The organism is Amorphoplanes digitatis, from assembly GCF_014205335.1.
GTDB classification, from domain to species: Bacteria; Actinomycetota; Actinomycetes; order Mycobacteriales; family Micromonosporaceae; genus Actinoplanes; species Actinoplanes digitatus.
In genome coordinates this window covers 6,665,217-6,689,617 of record NZ_JACHNH010000001.1, presented here as the reverse complement: position 1 = coordinate 6,689,617, position 24,401 = coordinate 6,665,217, and the positions used below count along the sequence as shown (strand labels likewise).

At 73.1% G+C, this 24,401-nt stretch carries 23 protein-coding genes and 1 pseudogene; 12 read left to right on the top strand and 12 right to left on the bottom strand.

The annotated features are described in order from the left end of the window. Positions 1–47: 47 nt before the first annotated feature. Positions 48–3,281, top strand: a pseudogene (pulA, locus tag BJ971_RS29135) (pullulanase-type alpha-1,6-glucosidase); the annotation flags it as partial. 97 nt (positions 3,282–3,378) lie between these two features. After that, positions 3,379–3,825 carry a DUF6174 domain-containing protein gene (locus tag BJ971_RS29130; protein WP_184996373.1) on the top strand — a complete coding sequence of 149 codons (447 nt, stop codon included), beginning with the start codon at positions 3,379–3,381 and terminating at the stop codon, positions 3,823–3,825. Here the strand turns inward: BJ971_RS29130 and BJ971_RS29125 are convergent. After that, on the bottom strand, positions 3,800–4,372 hold the full coding sequence (locus BJ971_RS29125; protein WP_184996372.1) for a TetR/AcrR family transcriptional regulator: 573 nt from the start codon (positions 4,370–4,372) through the stop codon (positions 3,800–3,802). The genes BJ971_RS29130 and BJ971_RS29125 overlap by 26 nt on opposite strands. Positions 4,373–4,510: 138 nt before the next feature. On the opposite strand from BJ971_RS29125, the gene BJ971_RS29120 reads away from it, so the two are divergent. Beyond that, the gene (locus BJ971_RS29120) at positions 4,511–5,074 is read left to right on the top strand and encodes a class I SAM-dependent methyltransferase (protein ID WP_184996371.1); all 564 of its coding nucleotides are present in this window, start codon (positions 4,511–4,513) and stop codon (positions 5,072–5,074) included. Here the strand turns inward: BJ971_RS29120 and BJ971_RS29115 are convergent. Next, positions 5,049–5,627 carry a TetR/AcrR family transcriptional regulator gene (locus tag BJ971_RS29115; RefSeq protein WP_184996370.1) on the bottom strand — a complete coding sequence of 193 codons (579 nt, stop codon included), beginning with the start codon at positions 5,625–5,627 and terminating at the stop codon, positions 5,049–5,051. The genes BJ971_RS29120 and BJ971_RS29115 overlap by 26 nt on opposite strands. A 57-nt stretch (positions 5,628–5,684) precedes the next feature. Here BJ971_RS29115 and BJ971_RS29110 point away from each other — a divergent pair, with 57 nt between their 5' ends. Continuing rightward, positions 5,685–6,839 carry an FAD-dependent monooxygenase gene (locus tag BJ971_RS29110; RefSeq protein WP_184996369.1) on the top strand — a complete coding sequence of 385 codons (1,155 nt, stop codon included), beginning with the start codon at positions 5,685–5,687 and terminating at the stop codon, positions 6,837–6,839. Positions 6,840–7,122: 283 nt separating this feature from the next. Here the strand turns inward: BJ971_RS29110 and BJ971_RS29105 are convergent, their stop codons facing one another. Both BJ971_RS29105 and BJ971_RS29100 read right to left on the bottom strand, forming a co-directional pair. Beyond that, positions 7,123–8,589, bottom strand: a complete 1,467-nt coding sequence (locus BJ971_RS29105) for an aminopeptidase P family protein (RefSeq protein ID WP_184996368.1) — start codon at positions 8,587–8,589, stop codon at positions 7,123–7,125. An 81-nt stretch (positions 8,590–8,670) separates the two neighbouring features. Continuing rightward, positions 8,671–9,354, bottom strand: coding sequence for a superoxide dismutase family protein (locus tag BJ971_RS29100; RefSeq protein WP_184996367.1), 684 nt, complete (start codon positions 9,352–9,354; stop codon positions 8,671–8,673). A gap of 117 nt (positions 9,355–9,471) precedes the next feature. On the opposite strand from BJ971_RS29100, the gene BJ971_RS29095 reads away from it, so the two are divergent. Beyond that, entirely contained in the window at positions 9,472–10,410 is a 939-nt protein-coding gene (locus BJ971_RS29095) for a carbohydrate kinase family protein (protein WP_184996366.1), read from the top strand. 13 nt (positions 10,411–10,423) lie between these two features. On the opposite strand, the gene BJ971_RS29090 is transcribed toward BJ971_RS29095, so the two are convergent. Genes BJ971_RS29090 through BJ971_RS29075 form a run of 4 tightly spaced genes read right to left on the bottom strand, consistent with a single transcriptional unit; the run spans position 10,424 to position 13,045 of the window. Further along, positions 10,424–10,816 carry a thioesterase family protein gene (locus BJ971_RS29090; RefSeq protein ID WP_184996365.1) on the bottom strand — a complete coding sequence of 131 codons (393 nt, stop codon included), beginning with the start codon at positions 10,814–10,816 and terminating at the stop codon, positions 10,424–10,426. A gap of 9 nt (positions 10,817–10,825) precedes the next feature. Continuing rightward, complete coding sequence (locus BJ971_RS29085) at positions 10,826–12,295, bottom strand: PH domain-containing protein (protein WP_184996364.1); 1,470 nt, start codon at positions 12,293–12,295, stop codon at positions 10,826–10,828. After that, positions 12,292–12,813: a PH domain-containing protein gene (locus BJ971_RS29080; RefSeq protein WP_184996363.1), complete on the bottom strand. Its 522-nt coding sequence runs from the start codon at positions 12,811–12,813 to the stop codon at positions 12,292–12,294. The genes BJ971_RS29085 and BJ971_RS29080 overlap by 4 nt, the downstream gene beginning before the upstream one ends. A gap of 10 nt (positions 12,814–12,823) precedes the next feature. Beyond that, positions 12,824–13,045 carry a hypothetical protein gene (locus BJ971_RS29075; RefSeq protein WP_184996362.1) on the bottom strand — a complete coding sequence of 74 codons (222 nt, stop codon included), beginning with the start codon at positions 13,043–13,045 and terminating at the stop codon, positions 12,824–12,826. Positions 13,046–13,377: 332 nt separating this feature from the next. On the opposite strand from BJ971_RS29075, the gene BJ971_RS29070 reads away from it, so the two are divergent. From BJ971_RS29070 to BJ971_RS29060, 3 genes are read left to right on the top strand one after another with little or no spacing between them, the layout of a single operon-like run. Continuing rightward, complete coding sequence (locus BJ971_RS29070; RefSeq protein ID WP_184996361.1) at positions 13,378–14,526, top strand: AAA family ATPase; 1,149 nt, start codon at positions 13,378–13,380, stop codon at positions 14,524–14,526. A 10-nt stretch (positions 14,527–14,536) separates the two neighbouring features. Next, positions 14,537–15,538 (top strand): DUF58 domain-containing protein, encoded by a 1,002-nt coding sequence (locus BJ971_RS29065; protein WP_184996360.1) that lies wholly within the window; start codon positions 14,537–14,539, stop codon positions 15,536–15,538. Beyond that, a complete protein-coding gene (locus BJ971_RS29060) occupies positions 15,535–16,485 on the top strand; it encodes a VWA domain-containing protein (RefSeq protein ID WP_184996359.1) in 951 nt (316 codons plus the stop codon). Before BJ971_RS29065 ends, BJ971_RS29060 begins: the two co-directional genes overlap by 4 nt. Positions 16,486–16,865: 380 nt before the next feature. Here the strand turns inward: BJ971_RS29060 and BJ971_RS29055 are convergent, their stop codons facing one another. From BJ971_RS29055 to BJ971_RS29040, 4 genes are all read right to left on the bottom strand, one after another. After that, the gene (locus tag BJ971_RS29055) at positions 16,866–17,918 is read right to left on the bottom strand and encodes an acyltransferase family protein (RefSeq protein ID WP_184996358.1); all 1,053 of its coding nucleotides are present in this window, start codon (positions 17,916–17,918) and stop codon (positions 16,866–16,868) included. Continuing rightward, a complete protein-coding gene (locus BJ971_RS29050) occupies positions 17,915–18,781 on the bottom strand; it encodes an alpha/beta hydrolase (protein ID WP_184996357.1) in 867 nt (288 codons plus the stop codon). The genes BJ971_RS29055 and BJ971_RS29050 overlap by 4 nt, the downstream gene beginning before the upstream one ends. A gap of 74 nt (positions 18,782–18,855) precedes the next feature. After that, positions 18,856–19,512 (bottom strand): response regulator, encoded by a 657-nt coding sequence (locus tag BJ971_RS29045; protein WP_184996356.1) that lies wholly within the window; start codon positions 19,510–19,512, stop codon positions 18,856–18,858. Continuing rightward, the gene (locus BJ971_RS29040) at positions 19,512–20,705 is read right to left on the bottom strand and encodes a sensor histidine kinase (RefSeq protein ID WP_184996355.1); all 1,194 of its coding nucleotides are present in this window, start codon (positions 20,703–20,705) and stop codon (positions 19,512–19,514) included. The genes BJ971_RS29045 and BJ971_RS29040 overlap by 1 nt, the downstream gene beginning before the upstream one ends. A gap of 152 nt (positions 20,706–20,857) precedes the next feature. Here BJ971_RS29040 and BJ971_RS29035 point away from each other — a divergent pair, with 152 nt between their 5' ends. From BJ971_RS29035 to BJ971_RS29020, 4 genes are read left to right on the top strand one after another with little or no spacing between them, the layout of a single operon-like run. After that, positions 20,858–21,562: a beta-ketoacyl-ACP reductase gene (locus BJ971_RS29035; protein WP_184996354.1), complete on the top strand. Its 705-nt coding sequence runs from the start codon at positions 20,858–20,860 to the stop codon at positions 21,560–21,562. 30 nt (positions 21,563–21,592) lie between these two features. Then, positions 21,593–22,360, top strand: coding sequence for an enoyl-ACP reductase FabI (gene fabI, locus BJ971_RS29030; RefSeq protein WP_184996353.1), 768 nt, complete (start codon positions 21,593–21,595; stop codon positions 22,358–22,360). Between the two features lie 52 nt (positions 22,361–22,412). Further along, complete coding sequence (locus BJ971_RS29025; RefSeq protein WP_184996352.1) at positions 22,413–23,441, top strand: ferrochelatase; 1,029 nt, start codon at positions 22,413–22,415, stop codon at positions 23,439–23,441. Continuing rightward, a complete protein-coding gene (locus tag BJ971_RS29020) occupies positions 23,438–24,217 on the top strand; it encodes an HAD-IIA family hydrolase (protein ID WP_184996351.1) in 780 nt (259 codons plus the stop codon). Before BJ971_RS29025 ends, BJ971_RS29020 begins: the two co-directional genes overlap by 4 nt. The last annotated feature ends 184 nt before the right edge of the window (positions 24,218–24,401 follow it).

The following is a 24,401-nucleotide window of genomic DNA, read 5'->3' as shown; positions in this document are numbered from 1 at the left end:
GCCCGCCCCGGTGGGATCATGTCCCGGTGACCACGATCGAGATCGCCCCACCGGCCGCGGCCACCCGATCGAGCCGGCCGCAGTGGCTGGTCGTGCACTACCGCCGCGAGGACGAGGGCTACGGGGACTGGGCGCTGCACGCGTGGGGCGACATCGCGCCGGGCGCGATCACCGGCTTCCCCGGCGGCCACCCGTTCGCCGGCGAGGACGCCTACGGCCGCTTCGCCTGGGTGCGGGTCGCCGACGCGGCCCGCGAGGTGGGCTTCCTGGTGGTCGACCACACCGGCGCCAAGGACGTGGCGCAGGACCGGCACGTCGACCCGGCGGTCACCCCCGAGGTCTGGCTGCGCCCCGGCGACCCCGAGGTCTACCCGAGCGCCGCGGCGGCGGGCTTCACCGCCGAAACGCCGCCGGACGAGGGCTCCGCCGTCATCCACTACCGCCGCGCCGACGGCGACTACGCCGGGTGGAGCCTGCACGCCTGGGAGGGCACGCACCGAAAGCCCGACTGGAGCACGCCGCTCGGGCCGGTCGGCTTCGACGCCTTCGGCGCCGTGTTCCGGGTGCCGCTGCGCCCGGACGCCGTCGGGCTGCGCTTCGTGGTGCACCGCGGCGACGTCAAGGACCTGCCCGACGACCAGCGCCTCGACCTGACGGCCGCCCGCGAGGCGTGGCTGCTCTCCGGCGATACCGCGCCCGTGCTGCCCGGCGTGCGCTCGCTCGGACCCGAGCTCGACCCGGCGCGAGCCCTCGCCGTCTTCGTCGACCGCACCACGGTGGCCCTGCCGGCGCACCTCGCCGGCCTTGCCGCCGAGCTCACCCTGGTCTCGGCGGCGAACGGCGGCGGGCTGGCCGGCGAGCACTCGGTGCGACTCGCGCTCACGCCCCGCCCCGGCGGGCTGTTCCGGGCGCAGAGCCGCCGCTTCCCGCACCTGCGCTCCTACCGCGCCTTCGCCGTGCCCGAGCTCGCCGACGCCGCCCTCGGCGAGCTGCTGCTCGGCCAGGTGCTGGTGGCGGGCCGCGACGCAGCCGGCCGGGTCACGGTCCTGACCGCGGTCCAGCTCCCGGGCGTCCTCGACGACCTGTACGAGGCCGCCGCCGACGCCGGCCTCGGCGTGATCGTCGACGAGGAGCAGTCGACGATCTCGGTCTGGGCGCCGACCGCCCGCACGGTCGCGCTGGAGCTGTCCCGCACGCCCGGCGACGAGCCGGAGGTGCTGGCGATGGAGCGGGACGCCGCGACCGGGGTGTGGTCCATCGCCGGCCGGCGCGAATGGCCCGGCCGCTACTACCGCTTCCGGGTCGAGGTCTGGCATCCGGCGGCGCAGCGCGTAGTGACCAGCAGCGTCACCGACCCGTACTCGCTGTCGCTCTCGGTCGACTCGACGCACAGCCAGATCGTCGACCTGTCCGCGTCGGAGCTGCGGCCGCCGGGCTGGGCGGAGCTGGTCAAGCCGCCGGCCGTCGCGCCGGCCCGGATGCAGATCTCCGAGCTGCACGTCCGCGACTTCTCCATCGCCGACGCGGGGGTGCCGGAGGGGGAGCGCGGCACGTTCCTTGCCTTCACCCACGCCGGATCGGCGGGCATGCGGCACCTGCGGATTCTCGCGGACGCCGGGCTCACCCACGTGCACCTGCTGCCGGTGTTCGACTTCGCCACCGTGCCCGATCGCCGCGCCGACCAGGCCGTGCCGAGATGCGACCTGGCCGCGCTGCCGCCGGACTCCCCGGAGCAGCAGCGCGCGGTCATGGCGGTCGCCGACGAGGACGGTTTCAACTGGGGGTACGACCCGCTGCACTACACGACGCCCGAGGGCAGCTTCGCGGTCGATCCGTCCGGCAGCGCCCGGATCCTGGAGTTCCGCCGGATGGTCGCGGCGCTCAGCGAGGCGGGCCTGCGCGTGATCATGGACGTCGTCTACAACCACACGACGGCCGACGGGCTGGCGCCGTTCAGCGTGCTGGACCGGATCGTGCCCGGCTACTACCACCGGCTGCTCGACGACGGCACGGTCGCCGACTCGACGTGCTGCTCCAACACCGCGCCGGAGCACCTGATGATGGGCCGGCTGGTGGTGGACTCGATGGTCACCTGGGCCCGGGAGTACAAGGTGGACGGCTTCCGCTTCGACCTGATGGGCCACCACCCGCGCGGGAACATCCTGGAGGTCCGGGCCGCCCTCGACCACGTCGACCCCGGCATCTACCTGTACGGGGAGGGCTGGAACTTCGGCGAGGTCGCGTACGACGCGCGGTTCGTGCAGGCGACGCAGGTCAACATGGCCGGCACCGGCATCGGCACCTTCAACGACCGGCTGCGCGACGCGGTCCGTGGCGGCGGCTCGTTCGGCGACGACCCGTCCGTGCGGGGCTTCGCGACCGGGCTCGGCGCGGACACCCCGCTCGCCGTGCACGACCGGATCAAGGTGGGGCTCTCCGGCGGCCTGGCGACCTACCGGTTCGTCACGCACACCGGCGTCGAGCACAGCGGCGCACAGATCGACTACAACGGTTCACCCGGCGGCTACGCGGCCGCGCCGGGGGAGAGCGTCGCCTACGTGGACGCGCACGACAACGAGATCCTCTACGACGCGATGGCGTTCAAGCTGCCGCCGTCGCTGCCGATGCTGGAGCGCGCCCGCATGCAGGTGCTCGCCCTGGCGATCGTCGTGCTCGGCCAGGGCGTCGGCTTCGTCGCGCTCGGCACCGAACGGCTGCGGTCGAAGTCGCTGGACCGCAACTCCTACAACTCGGGCGACTGGTTCAACCAGCTGCGCTGGGCCGGCTCGGACGGCAACGGCTTCGGCGTGGGGCTGCCGCCGGCGCCGGACAACGAGGACAAGTGGCCGTGGGCGCGCCCGCTGCTCGCCGACCCGGCGCTGGTCCCGTCGGCGGAGCTCATGGACCTGACCGCGGCCCGCTACGCGGAGCTGCTGCGGATCCGCCGGGCCTCGCCGGTGTTCGGCCTGCCGACGGCCGCCGAGGTGCAGCGCCGGCTGAGCTTCCCGCTGGGCGGGCCGGACGAGAGCCCCGGCGTGATCGTGATGTGCCTGGACGGCGAGGGCCTCGACCCGCGCTGGAGCGAAACGGTGGTCGTCTTCAACGCGACCGGCGACGCGACGAGCCAGGAGGTGCCGTCGCTCGCGGGCCGGACCCTGGCCCTGCACCCCGAGCTGGCCGCCTCGGCCGACCCGTTGCTGCGTACCGCCACCGCGCAGGCGGGGACGCTGACGGTTCCCGCCCGCTCGGTGGCCGTGTTCGTCGCGGAGCCGAACCGGTGAGCGGGTGATGCCCCCGTCGGTTGAGGGGCCGTTGCCGGGGTCTGGCAGCATGGGCGCGGCCGCCGGGCGGCGGCCGGAATGAGCGTCGGAGGTCATCGTGCGGTTCGCCCCGCTGTTGTGCGGCATCGCCCTTGTCGCGGCTGTCGCCGCCTGCACCGACGAGCCGCCGGCCGCGTCCGCGCCGAGCCCCACCGCCCCGGCGTCGACGCCGGTGTGGCACGAGCCGATGAACTACGCGTACGTCGTCGACCGCCGCTGTGAGACCGGGCCGTCGGACGGCATCTACCGGGTGACGGTGCGCGGCCGCGAGGTGGCGGCCATCGAGCGTACCGATGGAAAGATCGCCTCCGGTGAGGAGGAGATCGACCTGCCGACCCTCGGCGGCCTGCTCGAGCTGGCACAGACCGCGGCGGACGACGGCGGCGAGATGACCACCAGCGCCGACCCGGCCGACGGTCACCCGGTGGCGGTCTCCTTCGACGTCTCGGAGGGCGCCGGCGAGCGCACCTGCTTCGTCATCACGGAATATGCGGTGCAGGGCTGAGGCTCGCCATCACGCCGGGCGCGGTCAGCAGCTGGCACATCGCGGCCAGCTCCTCGGGCTGGTACGGGAAGTCCTGCCGCACCCACCACAGCAGCGTGCTGAGCAGCGCGCCCGAGTAGTACTCGGCCGCGATCTCGACCGGCAGCCGGGTGCCGGCCATGCACAGGTGCTCGCGCAGCAGCTCGAAGAGCAGCCGCTGCATCAGGTGGGTGAAGGCGTTGCCGCCCTGGCGGCCGCAGACGGCGCGGTAGACCCGCTGATTCCGGTACGCATGGTCGAAGATCACCCCGAGCGGCCGGCTGGCGGCTGTCGGCTGCCGGCTGTCGGTCATGGCGTCGAATTCGCTGCGCAGGTCCTCGCGCAGGCCGTCGAACCACGTCATGAACAGGGCGTCCTTGTCGCGGAAATGCGTGTAGAAGGTGGACCGTCCGATGTCGGCGCGGTCGAGCACGTCCTGCACCGTGAGCCGCTCGTAGCCGCGCTCCTCGATCAGCGCGACGAGCGCCTCCTGCAACATCCGCCGAGTGCGCCGAACCCGTCGATCCATTGCCCCTCTTCCCGGACAGTTTCCGGACTTTGTGCGAAGCCGGACCACACGTCGTGATTGGTCGTTGACCGCGGCCCGGTGGGTAGAACAATACTCGAACATGATGTTCGACATTGAACGCTCTGTCCGGGTGTCGTCATGAGAAGCACCCACCTGCGCGGCGAGTTCGCCCACCCCGGCGGCTACGACCGGAACACCCACCGCCTGCTGACCCGGATGCGGGCCCGGATCATCGACGACATCGCGGCGGCGGGCCTCGAACCCGGCAGCCGGATTCTCGACGTCGGCACCGGCCCCGGCCGGTTACCCCTGGCCATCGCGGCCGCGTTTCCCTCCCTGCGTGTCGACGCGGTGGACCTGTCGGCCGAGATGATCGAGTACGCCCGCGGCGTCGCCGGCGACGCGCCGGTCACCTTCGCCGTCGGGGACGTGGCGCGGCTGCCGTTCCCCGACCACACGTTCGACCTGGTGGTCTCGTCGCTGAGCCAGCACCACTGGGCCGATGTGGAGGGCGGGATCCGCGACCTGCGCCGGGTGCTGCGCCCGGGCGGCCGGATGTGGATCTACGACGCGCGGTTCGCGCTGCGCCGGGCGACCGCGGCGGCCCGGGCCTCGTTCGCGCCCGCCTCGGTGACCCGGGTGCCGATCCGGGTCACCCGCGTTCCGGTGAAGCTGGTCAGCCGGCTGGGTGCCCGGGCCTGACCCCGGTGGCGGGGCGGCCCGGCGCGGTGAGCGCGCGCAGGGCCGCGTCGACCGCCTGCTCGCGGATCGCGCCGATGACCTCGTCGCCGGGGAAGAGGATCACGCAGTCCTGTAGGCCGCCGAGGGCGACGACCGCGCGTACCCGATCCGCCGGGTCCTCGCCGACAAGCATGACGTCGAGCCGGGTCCGCCATTGGATCATCGTGTTGACCAGGTCGAGCTCGCTGAGCACCTGCACGTCGCGCAGCAGCCCCGCGAAGAGCTGGCGATGCCGCACGCACATGTCGAAGTACGCCTCCAGCACCGCGCGCTGGTCGGTCCGGGCCTTGACCTCCACATCGGCGAGAAAGCCCTGCAGGTCCTCCACGAGCGGCGCGGTCAGCGCACTGAGCAGGTCGCGCTTCGAGGTGAAGTGGTAGTAGAGCGCCGCCTTGGTGATGCCGAGCTCCTCGGCGATCTCGCGCAGGCTGGTCTGCTCGAAGCCGCGGGTCGAGAACAGTCGCAAGGCGACCGTCTTGACCTCCTCGCGGGTGTCGGTGTTCAGGCGCGGCATGTCGGCATATTAACCGAGCGGTTGACTACCTGCCGCCCGGTAAGTAAGCATGGCGACATGACCAGCGTCCTGATTTCCGGCGCGAGCGTCGCCGGCCCCGCACTCGCGTACTGGCTGCACCAATACGGCTTCGAGGTCACCGTCGTGGAGAAGTCCGGCTCGATCCGCGGCGGCGGCTATCCCATCGACATCCGCGGCACGGCCGTCGACGTGGTCGAGCGCATGGGCGTGCTCCCGCAGGTGCGCGCCGCGCACATCGCCACCCGGCGGATCAGCGTGACCGACGGCGCCGGGCGCACCATCGCCGCCTTCAGCCCCGACGACATCACCGGCGGCCGGCCCGGCGCCGACCTCGAGCTACCCCGCGGCGACCTGACCTCCATCCTGTACGCACAGACCCGCGACAAGGTCGACTACGTCTTCGGCGACTCGATCGCCGCCCTCGGCCCACACGACGGCGGCGTCGACGTCACGTTCGAGCACGGCCGCCCGCGCACCTTCGACTACGTCGCCGGCGCCGACGGCCTGCACTCGAACACCCGCCGCCTGGCCTTCGGACCGGAGTCCGACTACCACCACTACCTGGGCTCCTGCTTCGCCGGCTTCACCGCGCCCAACACCGGCGCCTGGTCGCACGAGGCGATCCTCCAGAACACGCCAGGCACGATGGCCGCGGTCTACGCCGTAGGCGAGCACCCCTGGGTACACGCGCTGCTGGCGTTCGCCACACCGAAGCCCCCCGCCGACACCACGGACCGCGTCGCGCTCGTCACCAAGGCCTTCGCCGGCCAGACCGGCGAGGTCCCCGCCCTACTCGACACACTGGCCGGCGCGAACGACCTCTACTTCGACACAGTCAGCCAAATCCGAATGCCCGGCTGGGTCGCCGGCCGCGTCGCCCTGGTCGGCGACGCCGCATACGCGCCCTCATTCCTCAGCGGCCAGGGCACCAGCCTCGCCCTAACCGGCGCCTACGTCCTAGCGTGCGAACTACGCAACGGCACACCAGCGACCTACGCCGCGACAATGCGCGCCTACGTCACCCGCAACCAGGCGCTAGCCACCGGCGGCATCGGCATCCTGCCCCGCACCCGCAGACAACTATGGATGCGCAACCAGGCCTTCCGCCTACTACCCCTGCTAGCCCGCACCGACCTCCTAGGACGAGGCCAGCGCCGCGCAGCAAAATCACTGACCCTGCCGCCCCGCTGACCGCAACCGGCGCGGTCAATTCGCCTGACCCACCACCCACCCCGGCCTGCCCAACAAAATCCCAAGCCGCACCCACCACCGCGGCAGCCAGACCACCCACCGCACGGTGACCACCGAGCCCGCCCAAGCACCCAGCAGCGAGCAACCAACAACCTGCCGCAACAGGATCCAATGCAAGGGCGGGGCCGGGGGTGACCACGCACAGGCATAAAAACGATCCACCAGCAGTGCGTGGTCACCCCCGGCCCCGCCCGTCAAGCGCAACCAAAGGCAACCCACCAGCTCAAGGCAGCCGCGGCCCAGCCTCACGCTGCGAGGACAGCCAGGCCTCGACCTCCGCGGACGACCGCGGCAGCCCCGCCGACAGATTGCGGCACCCGTCGGCCGTAACCAGCACGTCGTCCTCGATCCGCACCCCGACGCCGCGCAGCTCCTCCGGGACCAGCTCGTCCTCAGGCTGGAAGTACAGACCAGGCTCGACCGTCAACACATAGCCCTCGCCGAGCGCACCGTCGCGGTAGGTCTCCTTACGGGCAGCCGAGCAGTCGTGCACGTCCACGCCGAGCATGTGGCCGAAGCCGTGCAGCGTCCACCGGCGGTACACCGTGGACTTGTCGCTCATCGCCTCGTCCACGCTGACCGGCAGCAGACCCAGGTCGTGCAGGCCCTCGGCCAGCGCCCGCATGCAGGTCAGGTGCACGTCGTGGAACTTGACGCCGGGCTTGATGGCGTCCATGCCGGCCTGCTGCGAGGCGTGCACGATGTCGTAAACCTGGCGCTGCAACGGCGTGAAGGTGCCCGAGACCGGGACGGTTCGCGTCACGTCGGCGGTGTAGAAGTTGCGGTTCTCGACGCCCATGTCCATGAGTAGCAGTTCGCCGGGCGCGGTGACGCCGGTGTTGCGGACCCAGTGCAGGATCGTCGCGTGCGCGCCGGCGCCGACGATGCTGCTGTAGCCGACGTCGTTGCCGTCGACCCGGGCGCGCAGCCCGAAGACGCCCTCGAGCAGGCGCTCCGGCACGCCGCGGTCGGCGGGCAGGATCCGGGCCACGTCCTCGAAGCCGCGCACGGTCGCGTCGATCGCGTCCTGCAGCTGCGCGATCTCCCACTCGTCCTTGACCAGCTTCAGCTCGGAGATTACCGAAGCCAGGGCGCGGTCCCGGCGGACCTGCGGGTCCGGCTCATAGGCCAGGACCGTCCGGTCGACGACCGGGGCCAGGCCGCGCAGCACCCGGGTCCGGGCCGGCGCGCACCCGGCGAGCGCCTGGCCCAGCTCGGCGTAGGGCGCGGTGTCGACGCCCAGCTCGGTGGACTTCTCGCGCAGGGTGTGCCGGCGGCCGACCCACAGCTCGCCGTCGCGGCTGCGGAAGAACTCGTCGGTCTCCTTGGACGACCGCTGCCGGCTGTAGACGACCGCGTCGTGGCCGGAGCCGCTGGGCCGCATGACCAGCACGCTGTCCGGGTCGCTGTCGCCGGTGAGGTAGACGAAGTCGCTGCCGGGCCGGAAGTGGTAGTCGGTGTCGTTGGCGCGCACCTTCTCGACCCCGCTCGGGATGACGAGCGTCTCGCCCGGGAACGCGTCGGACAGGGCGGCGCGGCGCTTGGCGTAGTTCGGCGTCTCCGGTCGGGGCGTCACGTTCAGGGTGTCGTCGCGCCAGCCGGTGCGCATGAACTGCAGCAGCGCCTCGGGGAAGTCCGGGTCGTGTGACTCGGTCTTCGGCGTGGTGTTGCCCTCGTTCTGCTCGGCCATGATGGCCCTCCCGTCGTCCGCGCGTCGTCCCTGATCCCGTCCTGACGGTACCGCCTGATCAAGATCAAGAGCAGTCGGGCTTCACTTGGTCGTCAGGGTGAGGCACGCCACCCGGGGCCCGGCGGTGCCGGCCCGGCCCGCGGCCGTACTCGTGGGCTTGGCGTGGATGATCAGCGAGCGGGGCGGTTCGATCCGGTCGAAATGCCAGTCCTCGCCCGCGCTGACGAGCGCGGCGCCGCGGGCGTCGGCCGTGAAGTCGAGCCAGACCTCGTTGTGCGGGTTCGCGTACGACGGGTCGACCGAGGGCGGTGACGCGGCGGCCTTGGGGTCGGGCACGTGCTGGTAGTGCGGCCCGGCGTCCTCCGGGACCGAGGTGCAGGGTTGCCGGTGCAGGTGTGCGCCGTACGCCCGGCGCGGCACCATGCCGGTGACCGCCAGCCGTACCCGGGTGCCGTCCGCGGTCCGGACGATGACGACCTGGGCCGTCGAGCCCGGCGGAACCACCTTGGGGTCGTAGGTGATCGCCAGCGTGCTCTGCGGGAAGGGCAGGAAGGTGCCGGTGACCATGCCCTGCGCCATCGGGGCGCCCTGGCTGCCCTGCGGCGACGCGGGCGACGGGCGGGCCGAGCCCGACGGGCCGCCGGCGAACCACGGGGTCGCGCCCGGCGGCGGGGAGAAGGTCCGTTCGCCGGTCGGCGTGGCGTCGGTGCAGCCCGCGAGGGCGGCGGTGAGCAGAACGGGTAGGGCGAACCGGCGGAGACGCATGGACAAATAATGCCAAACATGGGCAAATCGGGCGAGCATTTCCAAGGCGCTGGCTTTCTCGAGCCGCGGGCGCGAGGCTGACAGGGCAATACGACTGCGGTGCGATTGGGGATCGGGATGGGCTACGCGGTAGTGCTCGGGGAGGCGCTCGTCGATCTCCTGGAGACCGGGCACGACGGCGAGCTGATCTACCGCCAGGCGATCGGCGGCGCGCCGCTGAACGTCGCGGTCGGCGTCACCCGGCTCGGCGGCGACGTGCGGTACCTCGGCTCGCTCGGCAACGACACCCTCGGCGACCGGATCGCCGCGTTCCTGCGCCAGACCGGGATCGGCACCGAAACCTTGACCCGGGTCGGCGTGCCGACCACGCTCGCGGTCACCACGTTCGACGGCGCCGAGCCGACCTTCCAGTTCTATGGTGAGCCGCCGTCCTACGCGCTGCTGCGCCCCGAGGACGTCGACGACGCGGTGATCGCGGGCGCCGGCGTCGTCTACACCGGGTCGATCTGCCTGATGCGCGAGCCGTTCCGGGCCGCGGCCCGCAAGGCCTGGGCCGTGCCGGGGCCGGTGCGGGTCTTCGACCCGAACGTGCGCCCGAAGCTGCTGCCCGACGCCGCCGCGGTGACCGCCCTGCGCGAGCTGGTCGAGGAGTTCTTCGCGACGGCGGACCTGGTCAAGCTCAGCTCGGCCGACGCAGAGGTGCTGTGGGACGGCGCGACCCCGGCGAGCGCGGCGGAACACATCCTCAAGGTCGGCGCGCGGACGGTCGTGGTGACCTGCGGCTCGAAGGGCGCCTACGTGGCGACGCCGGAGGGCTCGTCGATGCTGCCCGCGCCGTCGGTGGCCGCCGTCGACGCGACCGGCGCCGGCGACTCCGTGATGGCCGCCCTGGTCCGGCGCCTGCTGGCCGACGGCGTGCCGGCGGACCTGGAGGGCTGGCGGCGAAACGTGCGCTTCGCGCTGGCCGTGGCCGGCCTGGTCTGCGAGCGCCCCGGCGGCGCGGTGGCGATGCCGACCACCGACGAACTCGTCACCCGCTGGGGCGCGCTGGTCTAGGGCAGGACAGGCCCTAGTCGCCGAGTGCCTTGGCGATGAAGCGCTGGCGGTCGAGCAGCACGCGCTCGACGCGTACCTCGGCGACCAGTTCCTCGCCGTCGCGGATCGCCACCTCGAAGAGCAGCTTGCGCCCGTCGACCTTGGTGAGCGTGGCCAGGGCGGTGACCCGGTGTCCGACCGGGGTCGGCGCGCGGTGTTCGACCTCGGCGCGGGTGCCGACGGTGGTCACCCCGCCCGGCAGCTTCCGGGCGGTGGCGGCGACCGTTGCCGCCTCGGCGAGCGCGAGCACCCGGGGCGTGCCGAGCACGGGCACGTCACCCGATCCGAGCGCCTGCGCGGTGTCGGCATCGGTGACGGTCAACTCGACCCGGGCACTGAGACCGGGCGAGAACTCCGGAAGCTCCATGCGCACAGCTTAAGGCTGTGCGGGGCCACGCCAGTAAGAGTCATCCTCCGGCGCCGGCGCGGGGTCCGGCGCCGCGACGGGTGCCGCCGGCCGTGGCGCCGGGCCGCGAGCGTGGCGGGCCCGGACCGACAGCTGCTCGGCGAGCCACCACGCCTCGGCGACGTCGCGGTCCCGGGCCACCCCGGAACGCCCGCCGGCGGTGTCGCCGTAGACCGTGGCAAGCCCGAGGCGCCGCTGGAGCGGCCCCTGTATCACCCGCACGCTCTGCAGCCGCGCGTACGGGACGATGGTCAGCTCGCGGGTCAGCAGGCCGGAGCGGGACACGAAGACCTCGTCGGTCAGCCCGGCGCCCATCGATCTGAGCGCGATCGGGTTCAGCCAGCGCGCGCGGGCCGGCGGCGGGGTGGTGACGAGGGCGGCCAGGTCGACCCGGGGCAGCACCTCCCAGGCCAGCTCGCGGGCGGTCGCGAAGACGCCGACGGGCAGCAGCCGGTCGGAGTGCTTGTCGTTGCCCGACTGCGGTCCCGCGTAGCCGGCGATGTCCAGCCGCATGTGCAGCCAGCCCTTCGCGCGCCAGAGCAGCGGCCAGGTGACGCCGATGGACTGCACCCTGTTCAGCGGGACGATCTGGCTGCGGGTCTCCAGCAGCCCGTGGCGGACCGCGAGCCGGCCGTCCGGGTCGCGCGCGAGCCGGAAGTCCCAGTCCTGCAACACCCGGCGTACCGGCTGGAGCAGCACGCCCGCCATCGCGGTGACCGTGCTGGCGATCCCGATGAAGGTCCACGAGTGCTCCAGCACGAACTGGGTCACCACGAAGGCCACGCCGAGCGGGAGCAGCAGGGCCTGCGGGGTGAGCAGCTGGCTGACCAGCAGGGCCCGGTTGTCGACCCGCAGCAGCGGACGCTCGAGCGCGGGTGGCCCGGCCGCCGGCTCCGGGGCGTCCCGGCCGGTCGCGCCGGGGGTACGCCCGGCGAGCGCGAGCAGCCGCTCGCGCAGCGCCGCCGCCTCCCGGACGGTCAGGTAGGCGAGCGGCGCCTCGGTCTTGCCGCCGCCGACCACCTCGAGCCGGAGCTCGGCGAGGCCGGTGAGCTGGGCGAGCAGCGGCCGGCGCAGCTCGACGGCCTGTAGCCGGTCGAGCGGGATGGCCCGGTTGCGCCGCCAGATCAGCCCCTCGGAGATCCGCAGCTCCCGGCCGACGATGTGATAGCCGGTGTTGAGCCAGCCGACCACCGAGAAGATCACCACGCCGATGGCGATCACCGTGACCACCACGGCGAACCGCCCGACACCGACCTCCGACAGCGTCTGCCAGCTCAGCGCGGCGACGATGACGGCGATGGACTTGGCACCGTTGAGCAGCGGGCTCAGCGGATGCAGCCGCCGCCGTGGCTCGCCGGCCTCCGGCGCTGCCGGGTCGGGTTCCGGCGGCGTGGTCAGGTCACGGTGTGGGTCCGGCTGGGGACGGGCGTCGGCGGTCACAGGCCCTCGGCCCGGTCCTCGCCCAGCGCCGTGAGCCGGTCGCGCAGGCGGGACGCCTCCTCCGGCGGCAGGCCCGGTATCCGCGCGTCGCTGGCCGCCGCCGCCGTGTGCAGCTGGACCGTGGCCAGCTTGAACGCCCGTTCCAGCGGGCCCGCGGTGACGTCGACGAACTGCATGCGCGCGTACGGCACGATCGAGAGGCGGCGGATCACCAGGCCGTGGCGGACCAGCAGGTCGTTGTCGCGCTCGGCGTACCCCCAGGCCTTGACGGCCCGGACCGTCACGGCGGAGCGCCAGGCCGCGAAGAGCAGGACCGCCGCCATGGCCGCCGGCCAGCCCCAATGGTCGGTGAGCAGCCAGCCGACGGTGAGGCCGGCCAGCACGAGCACGACCCAGATCGCGCGATTGATCAACTCCACAGTGATCAGGCTGCGCGAGACCGGCCGCCAGGTGACCGTCTCCGGCCACGGCTCGAGCGGGTCGGTGTGTGCGGGCGCCGCGGCGCTGGGCTCGGTCACAGCAGAAAGCCTATGGGGTGCTGTCGTGCGGCGGCGCCCTGAATTCGGTCACCTCGCGCAGGAAACCGCGGGCGTTGAGGAAATCGCCGAGATGGTCCCGGTGATCGTCGCAGGCCAGCCAGGTCTTGCGGTGCAGCGGCTCGTGCAGGCTGGGATTGTTCCAGCGCAGGACCCAGACCGCCGGCGCACGGCAGCCCTTGGCTGAACATTCGGGAAGAAATTCCTCGACCACTCCGAAACCCTATCCGCAGGATGAGGAATCGGAGGGGAGTTGAGCGCCGGGCGACCACGGGGGAAGTCGCCCGGCGACGCGCTGAATGTTACACGGCGGATCTGGGATTCCGTCTACCCGCCAGGGTGCCCGTTCGAGCGCATCGCGCAGAAAGATCGACATCTCCGGTGAGCATGGCCAGGGACCACCGCGGGAGCCGTCGACCGGGCACCGGGGAAAAAGGTTCTATCTAATGCGGCTCTGCCAGCCGCCTCCAAGCGTGGTCGTGTAAGTCTTGAGCGTCGGCATCCGTGCCGGCGACGGACGACACGCGAAATCTCGATGGAGGACCGGTGGCCGAGCCGACCATGCCCGAGGGCACGACCAGCACCGATCCGGGCGCCCCGGTGCCGCCGGCGCAGGACGCCACGCAGCTCGAACGCGCCATGTTCGAGGTCAAGCGCGTGATCGTCGGCCAGGACCGGATGATCGAGCGGATGTTCGTCGCGCTGCTGGCCCGCGGTCACTGCCTGCTCGAGGGCGTTCCCGGCGTCGCGAAGACCCTCGCCGTCGAGACGCTGGCCCGGGTCGTCGGCGGCTCGTTCTCCCGGATCCAGTTCACCCCCGACCTGGTGCCCGCCGACATCGTCGGCACCCGGATCTACCGCCAGTCGAGCGAGAAGTTCGACGTCGAGCTCGGCCCGGTGTTCGTCAACTTCCTGCTCGCCGACGAGATCAACCGCGCGCCGGCGAAGGTGCAGTCGGCGCTGCTCGAGGTCATGGCCGAGCACCAGGTGTCGATCGGCGGCGAGTCGCACTCGGTGCCGGACCCGTTCCTGGTCATGGCGACGCAGAACCCGATCGAGCAGGAGGGCGTCTACCCGCTGCCCGAGGCGCAGCGCGACCGCTTCCTGATGAAGATCCTGGTCGGCTACCCGACCGACGCCGAGGAACGCGAGATCGTCTACCGGATGGGTGTCAGCCCGCCGGAGCCGAAGCAGATCTTCACCTCCGAGGACCTGCTCGCCCTGCAACGCCGCGCCGACCAGGTGTTCGTGCACAACGCCCTGGTCGACTACACGGTCCGCCTGGTGCTGGCCACCCGCGCGCCGGCACAGCACGGCATGGCGGACGTCGCCCAGCTCATCCAGTACGGCGCCAGCCCGCGCGCCTCGCTCGGCATCGTCCGCGCGACCCGGGCACTGGCCCTGCTGCGCGGCCGCGACTACGCGCTGCCGCAGGACGTGCAGGACATCGCGCCGGACATCCTGCGGCACCGGCTGGTGCTCAGCTACGACGCGCTCGCCGACGACATCCCGGCCGATCACATCGTCGCGCGGATCATGGGCAACGTGCCGATGCCGTCGGTCGCCTCCCGCCAGGGCGCGTCGCCGAACGGCCACCAGGTCTCCGGCGTTCCGGCGCCGGCCAGCGGCGCACCCGCGTTCGACGCGCAGCCGCAGTTCCCCCAGCCGCAGCCCGCCTGGCCGGGACAGCAGTGACGGTCCGGTCATGACCACCGCTGACCTGGCCCGCGCCGAGGCGGACGCGGCCCGCGCCGAGGCGGTGCTGTCGCGGCTGCAGCTGCTGGTGACCCGCAAGCTGGACGGGCTGTTGCAGGGCGACTACGTGGGGCTGCTGCCCGGACCGGGCAGCGAGGCCGGCGAGAGCCGCGAGTACCGGCCCGGCGACGACGTGCGGCGGATGGACTGGCCGGTCACCGCGCGGACCACGCTGCCGCACGTGCGGCGCACGGTCGCCGACCGCGAGCTGGAGACGTGGATGGCGGTGGACCTGTCGGCGAGCCTCGACTTCGGCACGGCCGCGATGCTCAAGCGCGACCTGGCGCTGGCGGCGGCCACGGCGATGGCGCACCTGACCGTGCGCGGCGGCAACCGGATCGGCGCCGTGGTCGGCACAGGCGCGGGCGCGGTGGCCACCGAGCCGGGCCGACTGTGGCGGCGGCGCGCGGCGGCACCGCCGGAGCCGGAGCAGCAGTCGACCGTGCGGATGCCGGCCCGGCCCGGGCGCAAGGAGGCGCAGGGGCTGCTGCGCGCCATCGCCCGTACCCGGATCAGGCCCGGGCGCACCGACCTGGGCGAGCTGATCGACATGCTGAACCGGCCGCCGCGCCGCCGGGGCGTCGCCGTGGTCATCTCGGACTTCCTGTCGCCGGTCGAGGGCTGGTCCCGGCCGGTCCGCAAGCTGGGCGTCCGGCACGACGTGCTGGCGATCGAGGTGGTCGACCCGCGGGAGCTGGAACTGCCCGACGTCGGCGTGCTCACCCTCGCCGACCCGGAGACCGGCGCGCTGCACGAGGTGCAGACGGCCGACCCGGCGCTGCGGGCCCGGTACGCGCAGGCGGCGAGCAACCAGCGCGGCGAGATCGCCCGGGCGCTGCGCGCCGCCGGCGCGGCACACCTGAGGCTGCGCACCGATTCCGACTGGCTGCTGGACATCGTCCGCTTCGTGGCCGCCCAACGACACGCCCGGACCCGGGGGACCACCCGATGATTCGTTTCTTGCAGCCGTGGTGGCTGCTCGCCCTGCTTCCCGTCGTGCTCGTCGCGGCCGCGTACGGCTGGCGCCAGTTCCGCCGGCGCACGTACGCGATGAAGTTCACGAACGTGGACCTGCTGCGCACGCTGGCGCCCAAGGGCCTCGGCTGGCGCCGCCACGCGGCGGCCGGCGCGTTCCTGCTGAGCCTGCTGGCGCTGGCCCTGGCGATGGCGCGCCCGTCGATCGACCGCGAGGAACCGTTGGAGCGCGCGACGGTGATGCTGGCGATCGACGTCTCGCTGTCGATGGAGGCCGACGACGTGCGGCCGAACCGCATCGAGGCGGCGCAGGAGGCGGCGAAGGCGTTCGTGCAGGAGCTGCCCCCGACCTACAACCTGGGCCTGGTGTCGTTCGCGAAGTCGGCGAACGTGCTGGTGTCGCCGACAAAGGACCGCGCGTCGGTGATCGCGGGCATCGACGGGCTGACCCTTGCCGAGGCGACGGCGACCGGCGAGGCGGTCTTCACGTCGCTGGACGCGATCCGTTCGGTGCCGGCGGACGGCGCGGACGGCGCGCCGCCGGCCCGCATCGTGCTGCTCTCGGACGGCTACCGGACGTCGGGCCGTTCGATCGAGGACGCGGCCGCGGCGGCCGACGCGGCGAACGTGCCGGTGTCGACGATCGCGTTCGGCACCGACTCCGGCGTGGTGGACATCCGCGGGCAGCTGCAGCGGGTGCCGGTGGACCGGCTGTCGTTGCAGCAGCTGGCGGAGAAGACCGACGGCTACTTCTACGAGGCGGCCTCGGTCTCGGAGCTGAAGCAGGTGTACGAGGACATGGGCAGCTCGATCGGCCACCGGGTGCAGCCCCGCGAGGTCACCCAGTGGTATGCGGGTGTGGCGCTCCTGATGGGCCTGGTGGCGGGCGCGATGAGTCTGCTGTGGACGTCCCGCCTGCCGTGAGACGTCAGGGTGCGCCGTGCACCAGGACGAAGATGACGACCACCCAGGCGGCTGCGAGGGTGAAGCTCAACGGTGCGACGAACTTGCTCATGGCTGTGACTTCCCGGTGGAGACCGATGGGGAAAGTGCGCACACGAAGCGTCGCGGCCGGCACCCCAGCTCCGTCGCGGCGCACGACACCGGCCGGGTTCGATCGCGTCGAAGCCACGGAACGGCAGGGAGGAGCGGGGTGGTTCTGCGTCAGCGGTCGAGGTCAGAGCGGCTGACGAGCGGCCCGGCCACGACTAGGAGGATCGCTATCTCGCACAGCGATCACCTCCATCAGTAGTCCGGGCTCGGGAACCGTCCAAGAGCGTACCTCTTAAGGCTCGCTTAATGCATCAGGGTCCACGGGGGTGTCGCACACCCGTTACGACGGCGAGGACGGCGGCGAGTACGGGCAGCCAGAGCAACCGGCCGGCGACCCACCCGGGCCCGGCCGGCGCGGTCAGCAGGCCCGGCATCGCGGGGTTGACGAGGGCGGCGATTCCGGCGACGGCGAGCAGGACGCTCTGGTGGCCGAGGTAGACACCGACGGCGGCGCGGTTCACCGCCGCGACCGGACGCCAGGCCCGGTCGTGGCGCAGCAGCCGGGCGAGCGGCCCGCGCAGGAGCAGGAAAACGCCCGTCTGGGTGACGGCCAGCGCGACGGCAAGCAGCGACGGCGGGGAGAGGTTGGACCGGCCCGCACCCGGTACGCCGACCGCGCTGGCGGGGTAGTGGCCGAGCCGGATCAGGGCGACCATGGCGGCCGCGCCCGCGAGGGCGAGCGCCGCGCCGCCGTAGGCGAGTGCGTCGCCGGTGCCGGTGTGGTCGGCGACCAGCATGCCGAGCAGCCAGGGCGCCGACCACGCCGCGATCACGGCCACCGGTCCCGGAAGCAGGCCCGCGTCGGTGGCCGCGACAACGGCGACTCCCGCGAGCACCGCGGCCGGCCCGGCCCGGGCGAGGAGGCGGCGCAGGGCGCCGGTGCCGGCGGACAGCGCCAGGTACGGCAGCAGGAACCAGAGCGGGCTGACGACCAGGGTGGCGATCGTGCGCAGGGTCGTGGCGGGCACGCCGAGCGCGGCGGCGAGCAGCAGCGCGAGCGCCCAGCCGGCGAGCAACCCGAGTACCGGGCGGGCGTGGCGGCGCAGCGGCGGTCGTGGCCGGCCCGCGCGGCGCGAACGGGCCGCCGCGAAGCCGCCCGCGAAGAAGAACAGCCCGAGGGTCTGTAGCAGCCAGGTCAGGGGCGCGCCGGCGGGCATGGCCGCGAGCGGGCTGGCCGTGCCGAGCCCGTCCGGGCCGGGGACCAGGCCGGTGACGAGCCAGTGGCCGCACACCACCCCGGCGACCGCGAAGGCCCGGACCGCGTCGACGGTACGGTCGCGCGGGATCCGGCCGGGCCCGCTCACGCCGCGTTCGCCGTCGTGCGACCGAGGACGATCTCCGCGACCGCGTCCAGGGTCGCGGTGCCCGCGCACAGGTACCCGTCATGCCCGGAGACGCCCGTGACCGGCAGCGCGCGGGCGCCGAAGGCCGGCGCGGACGGGCGCCGCCCGTGGCCCAGGCGCAGCAGGCGAAGCTGCGGCACCCGCCGGATCCAGTCGTCCGGTGCCAGCGCCGACCAGACCCGGGCGCCGCCGAGCCCGGCCGCCGTGTCCGTGCCCATGCCGGGCGCGCCAAGCGCCACGACGTCCGCCACCCGGGGCAGCCGCGGCGCGGCCAGCCCGGCCACCAGCGCGCCGTAGCTGTGGCCGATCAGGGTCACCTCGGCCCGCGCGGGCAGCGCCCGCACGAAGGCCGTCAGCGCCGCCGCGCCCGAGCGGGCGCGCAGGTCGCGGGCGACGTCCAGCGACAGCCCCTCCGGCGGGTCGTAGCCGAGCCACGCCACGACGGCGACCCGGGCGCCCGGGTCGGCGGCGCGCAACCGGTCGTAGACCGCGCGGGCCTGCACCGCCGGCGCCCGGCGGGCCACGCCGCCCAGCCCGCGGTCGAAGTCCCGCAGCCGGGTGTCCACGCCGGGTATCAGCACCGCGATCCGGTCGGCGGTCTCGAGATCGCCGACGGCCTCGACCCCGATGCCGTCACCGCGCGGGTCGAAGGCCAGGAACCGCCGCCCGGTCCGGGCCCACGAGGCGTACGGCTCGCCCGCGGACACCATCGCCGCGAGGGCGGCGGACCGGGAGAGCCCGGGCACGGGCGGCGGGGCCGGCGGCGGCACGGAGGCGAGCGGGAGTGCGACGGTCAGGGCCAGCAGGGCCGGGGAGATTCGCATGCCGACGACCCTGCGGCGCCGGCCTGCCCCCGGTCGTCGGTCCCGGGTGCTGACCGTGGGGCCGTACCCCGGTACTACTCGCCGGCGGCCACCAGACCCGACTCGTAGGCGAACACGACGACCTGCGCCCGGTCGCGCAGGCTCAGCTTCGCCAGGATGCGGCCCACGTGGGTCTTCACGGTCTGCTCGGCCACCACCAGATCCGCCGCGATCTCCTGGTTGGACCGCCCCCGGGCGATCAGCCGCAGCACGTCGGTCTCGCGGGGCGTCAGGGCCGCCAGCGCCGTCGGCCGGGGCCGCCGGGTGCGCGGGCGCGCCGCGAACTCGGCGATCAGGCGCCGCGTCACCGACGGCGCCAGCAGCGCCTCGCCGCCGGCCACGACCCGGACCGCCCGCACCAGATCCGCGGCCGGCGCGTCCTTCAGCAGGAAGCCGCTGGCACCCGCGCGCAGCGCCTCATAGACGTAGTCGTCGAGATCGAAGGTTGTCAGGATCAGCACCTTGACCGTCGACCCGGGCGTCATCAGCCGCCGGGTCGCCTCCAGGCCGTCCATCACCGGCATCCGGACATCCATCAGTACGACGTCCGGGTCGAGCCTGCGTGCCGCCGCGACGGCCTCCGCGCCGTTCGGCGCGTCGCCGACCACGAGCAGGTCCGGCTGCGCCGCGAGCAGCGCACCGAAGCCCTGCCGGACCATTGCCTGGTCGTCCGCGATCAGTACCCGGATCATCAACCCTCCGCGAGTGGCAGTCGTGCCTCGACGCGGTAGCCGCCGTCCGGCGACGGCCCGGCCTCGAGCACGCCGCCGAGCAGCGCGGCGCGCTCCCGCATCCCGATCAGTCCGTGCCCCGGTCCGCCCGGCGCCGGAGCGGGGGAGCCGGGCCCGTTGGCCACCTCCACCACGAGCAACCCCGGACCCCCGCGGACCGAGACCCGCACCGGGCCGCCCGGCGCGTGCCGGGCCGCGTTCGCCAGGGCTTCCTGCACGATCCGGTACGCGGCCAGGCCGACCGCCTCGGGCACGTCCGCGGGCTCGTGGCCGTCGAGGGCGACCGTGACGCCGGCCCGTCGCGCGGTCTCGACGAGCGTCGTCACCTCGGCCAGCCCCGGCTGCGGCGCCCGCGGCGACTCGTCGTTCTCCGCGCGCAGCACCCCGAGCAGCCGCCGCATGTCGGTGAGCGCCGCGCGGGCACCGGACGCGATGGTGGTGAATTCGGCGAGGGCCGGCGGCGACAGGCCGGTGACCCGGTACGGCGCGGTCTCGGCCTGTACCGCGATCATCGACATGTGGTGCGCCACCACGTCGTGCATCTCGCGGGCGATCCGGGCGCGTTCCTCGAGCACCGCGCGGCGGGCCTTCTCCACCTCGGTGAGCTCGGACTGCTCGGCCAGCGCCTGGCGGCTGCGCCGCCGCCGGGACACCATGTCGCCGGCGAGCGCGATCGCGACGAGCAGCAGCGCGACGCCCCACGCGTTCGCGCGCGGCGCGAACAGGAAGACCGGCACGATGTTCAACGCCGTCACGATGCCGATGACGCCCGAGTCCTCGCGCAGGGCCAGCGTCGCGAACACGAACAGGAAGCCGAGGATCTGGACCGTCGTCCACGGCCAGGGCTCGCGGGCGTTCGCGCCGACGGTGCCCAGGAACAGCAGCGGGTACGCGATGCGCCAGGCCAGCAGCGGCCGGCGGACCGCCACCACCACCGGCAGCACGGACCAGGCCGAGAGCAGGCCGGCGACCAGCCCGTTCATCGGCCGGTTGTCGAGCCAGTACTGCGCGTTGGCCAGCCCAAGCCCGAGCAGCGCGAGCACGGCGAGCGGCGCGCCGTACGAGCGGGTTCTGGCCCAGCGCCGGGACGCGGTCGCCGGCGGCCGGTGGTCCGGGCCGGCCAGCACCCGGCGCAGGGGGCCGACGACGTCCATCCCGGCAGGCTACGGTCCGAGGTGACGGCACGTCGTGCACCCCAGGGATGATCTCTGACCCCTACCCGGGTATGAGCCGGGTCGAGTTCCTCCTACCCGCAGGTAACACCTAGTGTTCGATCGGTCCGAGTCCCACGAAAAAAGGAGTACGCGTGGCCCGCACCGTGTTGGTGACCGGAGGCAATCGCGGCATCGGCCTGGCGATCGCGCAGGCGTTCGCCAAGCAGGGCGACCGGGTCGCCGTCACGCACCGCGGCAGCGGTGCACCCGACGGACTGTTCGGTGTGGAGTGCGACATCACCGACTCCGCGGCCGTCGACGCGGCGTTCGCCGAGGTCGAGAAGGAGCTCGGCCCGGTCGAGGTGCTGGTCGCCAACGCCGGCATCACCGACGACACGCTGCTGCTGCGCATGTCGGAGGAGCAGTTCACCCGGGTGCTGGACACCAACCTCACGGGCTCGTTCCGGGTCGCCAAGCGGGCCAGCAGCAAGATGCTGCGCGCCAAGTGGGGCCGGATCATCTTCATCTCCTCGGTCGTCGGCCTCTACGGCGGCCCCGGCCAGGTGAACTACGCGGCCAGCAAGGCCGGCCTGGTGGGCATGGCCCGCTCGATCACCCGGGAGCTGGGCAGCCGTAATATCACCGCGAACGTGGTCGCACCGGGCTTTATCGACACTGAGATGACGGATGTGCTGAGCGACACCCGCAAGGCGGAGATCCTCAAGTCGATCCCGGCCGGACGGCTCGCGGCCCCCGACGAGGTCGCGCAGGCCGTGGTGTTCCTGGCGGGCGACGGCGCGGCGTACATCTCAGGCGCGGTCGTCCCGGTCGACGGCGGCCTCGGCATGGGTCACTGACCCGGCCTCTGCGAAACGGAGAATAAGAAAGTGTCTGGACTGCTCGCCGGCAAGCGGCTGCTCATCACCGGCATCATCACCGACGCCTCGATCGCGTTCTCGGTGGCCAAGCTCGCACAGGAGAACGGCGCGACGGTCGTGCTGACCGGATTCGGACGGATGTCACTGGTCGAGCGGATCGCCAAGCGGCTGCCCGCGCCGGCGCCCGTGATCGAGCTGGACGCGACGAACCCGGAGCACCTGGCCGGGCTCGCCGACAAGGTCCGTGAGCACGTGGACGGCCTCGACGGCGTGGTGCACTCGATCGCGTTCGGCCCGCAGAGCGTGCTCGGCGGCGAGTTCCTCAATGCCCAGTGGGAGGACGTGGCCACCGCGCTGCAGGTGTCGACGTACTCGTACAAGTCGCTGGCGACCGCCTGCCTGCCGCTGATGGGCAAGGGCGGCAGCATCGTCGGCCTGACGTTCGACGCGACGAAGGCCTGGCCGGTCTACGACTGGATGGGCGTCGCGAAGGCGGGCCTCGAGTCGGCGTCGCGGTACCTGGCGCTGCACCTCGGCGCGCAGGGCATCCGGAGCAACCTGGTGTCGGCGGGTCCGCTGCGCACGATGGCGGCCAAGTCGATCCCGGGCTTCGAGCAGTTCGAGGAGGCCTGGGCGCAGCGCGCGCCGCTGGGCTGGGACCTGACCGACCAGGAGCCGGCCGCGCGGGCGGTCTGCGCGCTGCTGTCCGACTGGTTCCCGGCAACCAGCGGGGAGATCGTGCACGTCGACGGCGGGTATCACGCGCTGGGCGCCTGAGCCGGGCCGGGGTCGGTGGGGGCCGCCGGCCCAGGCGGGGGAGGATGGGCCGGTGGCGTACGACGCGTTTCTCCTTCTCTCGTTCGGCGGCCCGGAGGGCCCCGACGATGTGCTGCCGTTCCTGCGCAACGTGACGCGCGGGCGGGGCATCCCCGAGGAGCGGCTCGCCGAGGTGGCCGAGCACTACCGGCACTTCGGCGGGGTGTCCCCGATCAACCAGCAGTGCCGGGACCTGCTCGCCGCGGTGCGGGCCGACTTCGCCGCGCACGGCGTCGGCCTGCCCGCGTACTGGGGCAACCGCAACTGGACGCCGATGTTGGCCGACACCCTGGCGCAGATGCGCGACGACGGCGTCACCTCCGCGCTCGGCTTCGCGACCAGCGCGTACGGCGGCTACTCGTCGTGCCGGCAGTACTGGGAGGACATCGCGCAGGCCCGCGCCAAGGTCGGCGCGCGTGCGCCGGCGGTGACCAAGCTGCGCCAGTTCCACGACCACCCCGGCTTCGTCGCGCCGCACGCCGACGCGGTCCGCTCGGCGCTGGCGACCCTGGACCCCGGGCGCCGGGCGAGCACCCGGATCGTCTTCACCGCGCACTCCATCCCGGCCTCGATGGCAGCCACCGCCGGACCGGACGGCGGCCGCTACGAGGCCCAGCTGCACGAGACGGCCGCCCTGGTGCACGCCGCGGCCGCCGCCGACCTGCCCTGGGACCTGGTCTGGCAGAGCCGCTCCGGCCCGCCGCAGGTGCCGTGGCTGGAGCCCGACGTCAACGACCACCTGACCGCGCTGGCGGCCAAGGGCGTCACCGACGTGGTGGTCAGCCCGATCGGCTTCGTCTCCGACCACCTCGAGGTCATCTGGGACCTCGACAACGAGGCCCGCGACACGGCCGAGGGCCTCGGGCTCGGCTACGCCCGCGCGGCGACGCCCGGCACCGACCCGCGCTTCGTCACCATGATCCGCGAGCTCGTCGAGGAGCGGATCGCCGCGCTGCCCCGACGGCGGCTCGGTACGCTGCCGGTCTGGGACCAGTGCGCGGCCGACTGCTGCCCCACCCCGCAACGCCGAGGAGCAAAATGACCGAGCGCAAGGCCATCGAGACCTGGCTCACCGACATGGACGGGGTGCTCGTCCACGAGGGCGTGCCGGTGCCCGGAGCGCCCGAGTTCGTCAACCGGATGAAGAGCTCGGGCAAGCCGTTCCTCATCCTCACGAACAACTCGATCTACACCCCGCGCGACCTGCAGGCCCGGCTCAGCCGGATGGGCTTCGACGTACCGGAGCAGTCGATCTGGACGGCCGCGCTGGCCACGGCGCAGTTCCTGGCCGGCCAGCGGCCCGGCGGCACGGCCTACGTCATCGGCGAGGCCGGCCTCACCACCGCGATGCACGCCGTCGGCTACGTGCTCACCGACTACGCGCCGGACTACGTGGTGCTCGGCGAGACCCGGACCTACAGCTTCGAGGCGATCACCAAGGCGGTCCGCCTGATCAACGACGGCGCCCGCTTCATCTGCACCAACCCGGACCCGACCGGCCCCTCCAACGAGGGCGCGCTGCCGGCCGCCGGGTCCGTCGCCGCGATGATCTCGAAGGCGACCGGCGTCGAGCCGTACTTCGTCGGCAAGCCGAACCCGATGATGATGCGCTCGGCGCTCAACGTCATCGGCGGCCACAGCGAGAGCACCGCGATGATCGGCGACCGGATGGACACCGACGTGCTCTGCGGCCTGGAGGCGGGCCTGGAGACGATCCTGGTCCTGACCGGCATCAGCACCCGCGCGGAGAGCGAGCGCTACCCGTACCGCCCGTCCCGCATCATCGACAGCGTCGCGGACCTCATCGCCGAGATCTGACCGGGCCGGTGCCGGTGTTGCCGGTGGGGTCGCCATCGTCCGTTCGGTCCCGGCGACTCCGGGTGGCCGGTTGACCTTGACCGCCGCCGCCCCTCGTAGCCTTGCCGCGTGATCCCTGCCGTGCGTGTCGTCCGCTGAGCCCCAAGCACGCCGTCGTCCTTCCCGCACAGGAGCGGGGACGGCG

Coding starts and splice junctions, on each gene's coding strand:
- BJ971_RS29125 (WP_184996372.1), bottom strand. CDS start 4,372: ATGGATCGACGGGTTCGGCGCACTCGGCGGATGTTGCAGGAGGCGCTC.
- BJ971_RS29120 (WP_184996371.1), top strand. CDS start 4,511: ATGAGAAGCACCCACCTGCGCGGCGAGTTCGCCCACCCCGGCGGCTAC.
- BJ971_RS29115 (WP_184996370.1), bottom strand. CDS start 5,627: ATGCCGCGCCTGAACACCGACACCCGCGAGGAGGTCAAGACGGTCGCC.
- BJ971_RS29110 (WP_184996369.1), top strand. CDS start 5,685: ATGACCAGCGTCCTGATTTCCGGCGCGAGCGTCGCCGGCCCCGCACTC.
- BJ971_RS29105 (WP_184996368.1), bottom strand. CDS start 8,589: ATGGCCGAGCAGAACGAGGGCAACACCACGCCGAAGACCGAGTCACAC.
- BJ971_RS29100 (WP_184996367.1), bottom strand. CDS start 9,354: ATGCGTCTCCGCCGGTTCGCCCTACCCGTTCTGCTCACCGCCGCCCTC.
- BJ971_RS29095 (WP_184996366.1), top strand. CDS start 9,472: ATGGGCTACGCGGTAGTGCTCGGGGAGGCGCTCGTCGATCTCCTGGAG.
- BJ971_RS29090 (WP_184996365.1), bottom strand. CDS start 10,816: ATGGAGCTTCCGGAGTTCTCGCCCGGTCTCAGTGCCCGGGTCGAGTTG.
- BJ971_RS29065 (WP_184996360.1), top strand. CDS start 14,537: ATGACCACCGCTGACCTGGCCCGCGCCGAGGCGGACGCGGCCCGCGCC.
- BJ971_RS29060 (WP_184996359.1), top strand. CDS start 15,535: ATGATTCGTTTCTTGCAGCCGTGGTGGCTGCTCGCCCTGCTTCCCGTC.
- BJ971_RS29050 (WP_184996357.1), bottom strand. CDS start 18,781: ATGCGAATCTCCCCGGCCCTGCTGGCCCTGACCGTCGCACTCCCGCTC.
- BJ971_RS29045 (WP_184996356.1), bottom strand. CDS start 19,512: ATGATCCGGGTACTGATCGCGGACGACCAGGCAATGGTCCGGCAGGGC.
- BJ971_RS29040 (WP_184996355.1), bottom strand. CDS start 20,705: ATGGACGTCGTCGGCCCCCTGCGCCGGGTGCTGGCCGGCCCGGACCAC.
- BJ971_RS29020 (WP_184996351.1), top strand. CDS start 23,438: ATGACCGAGCGCAAGGCCATCGAGACCTGGCTCACCGACATGGACGGG.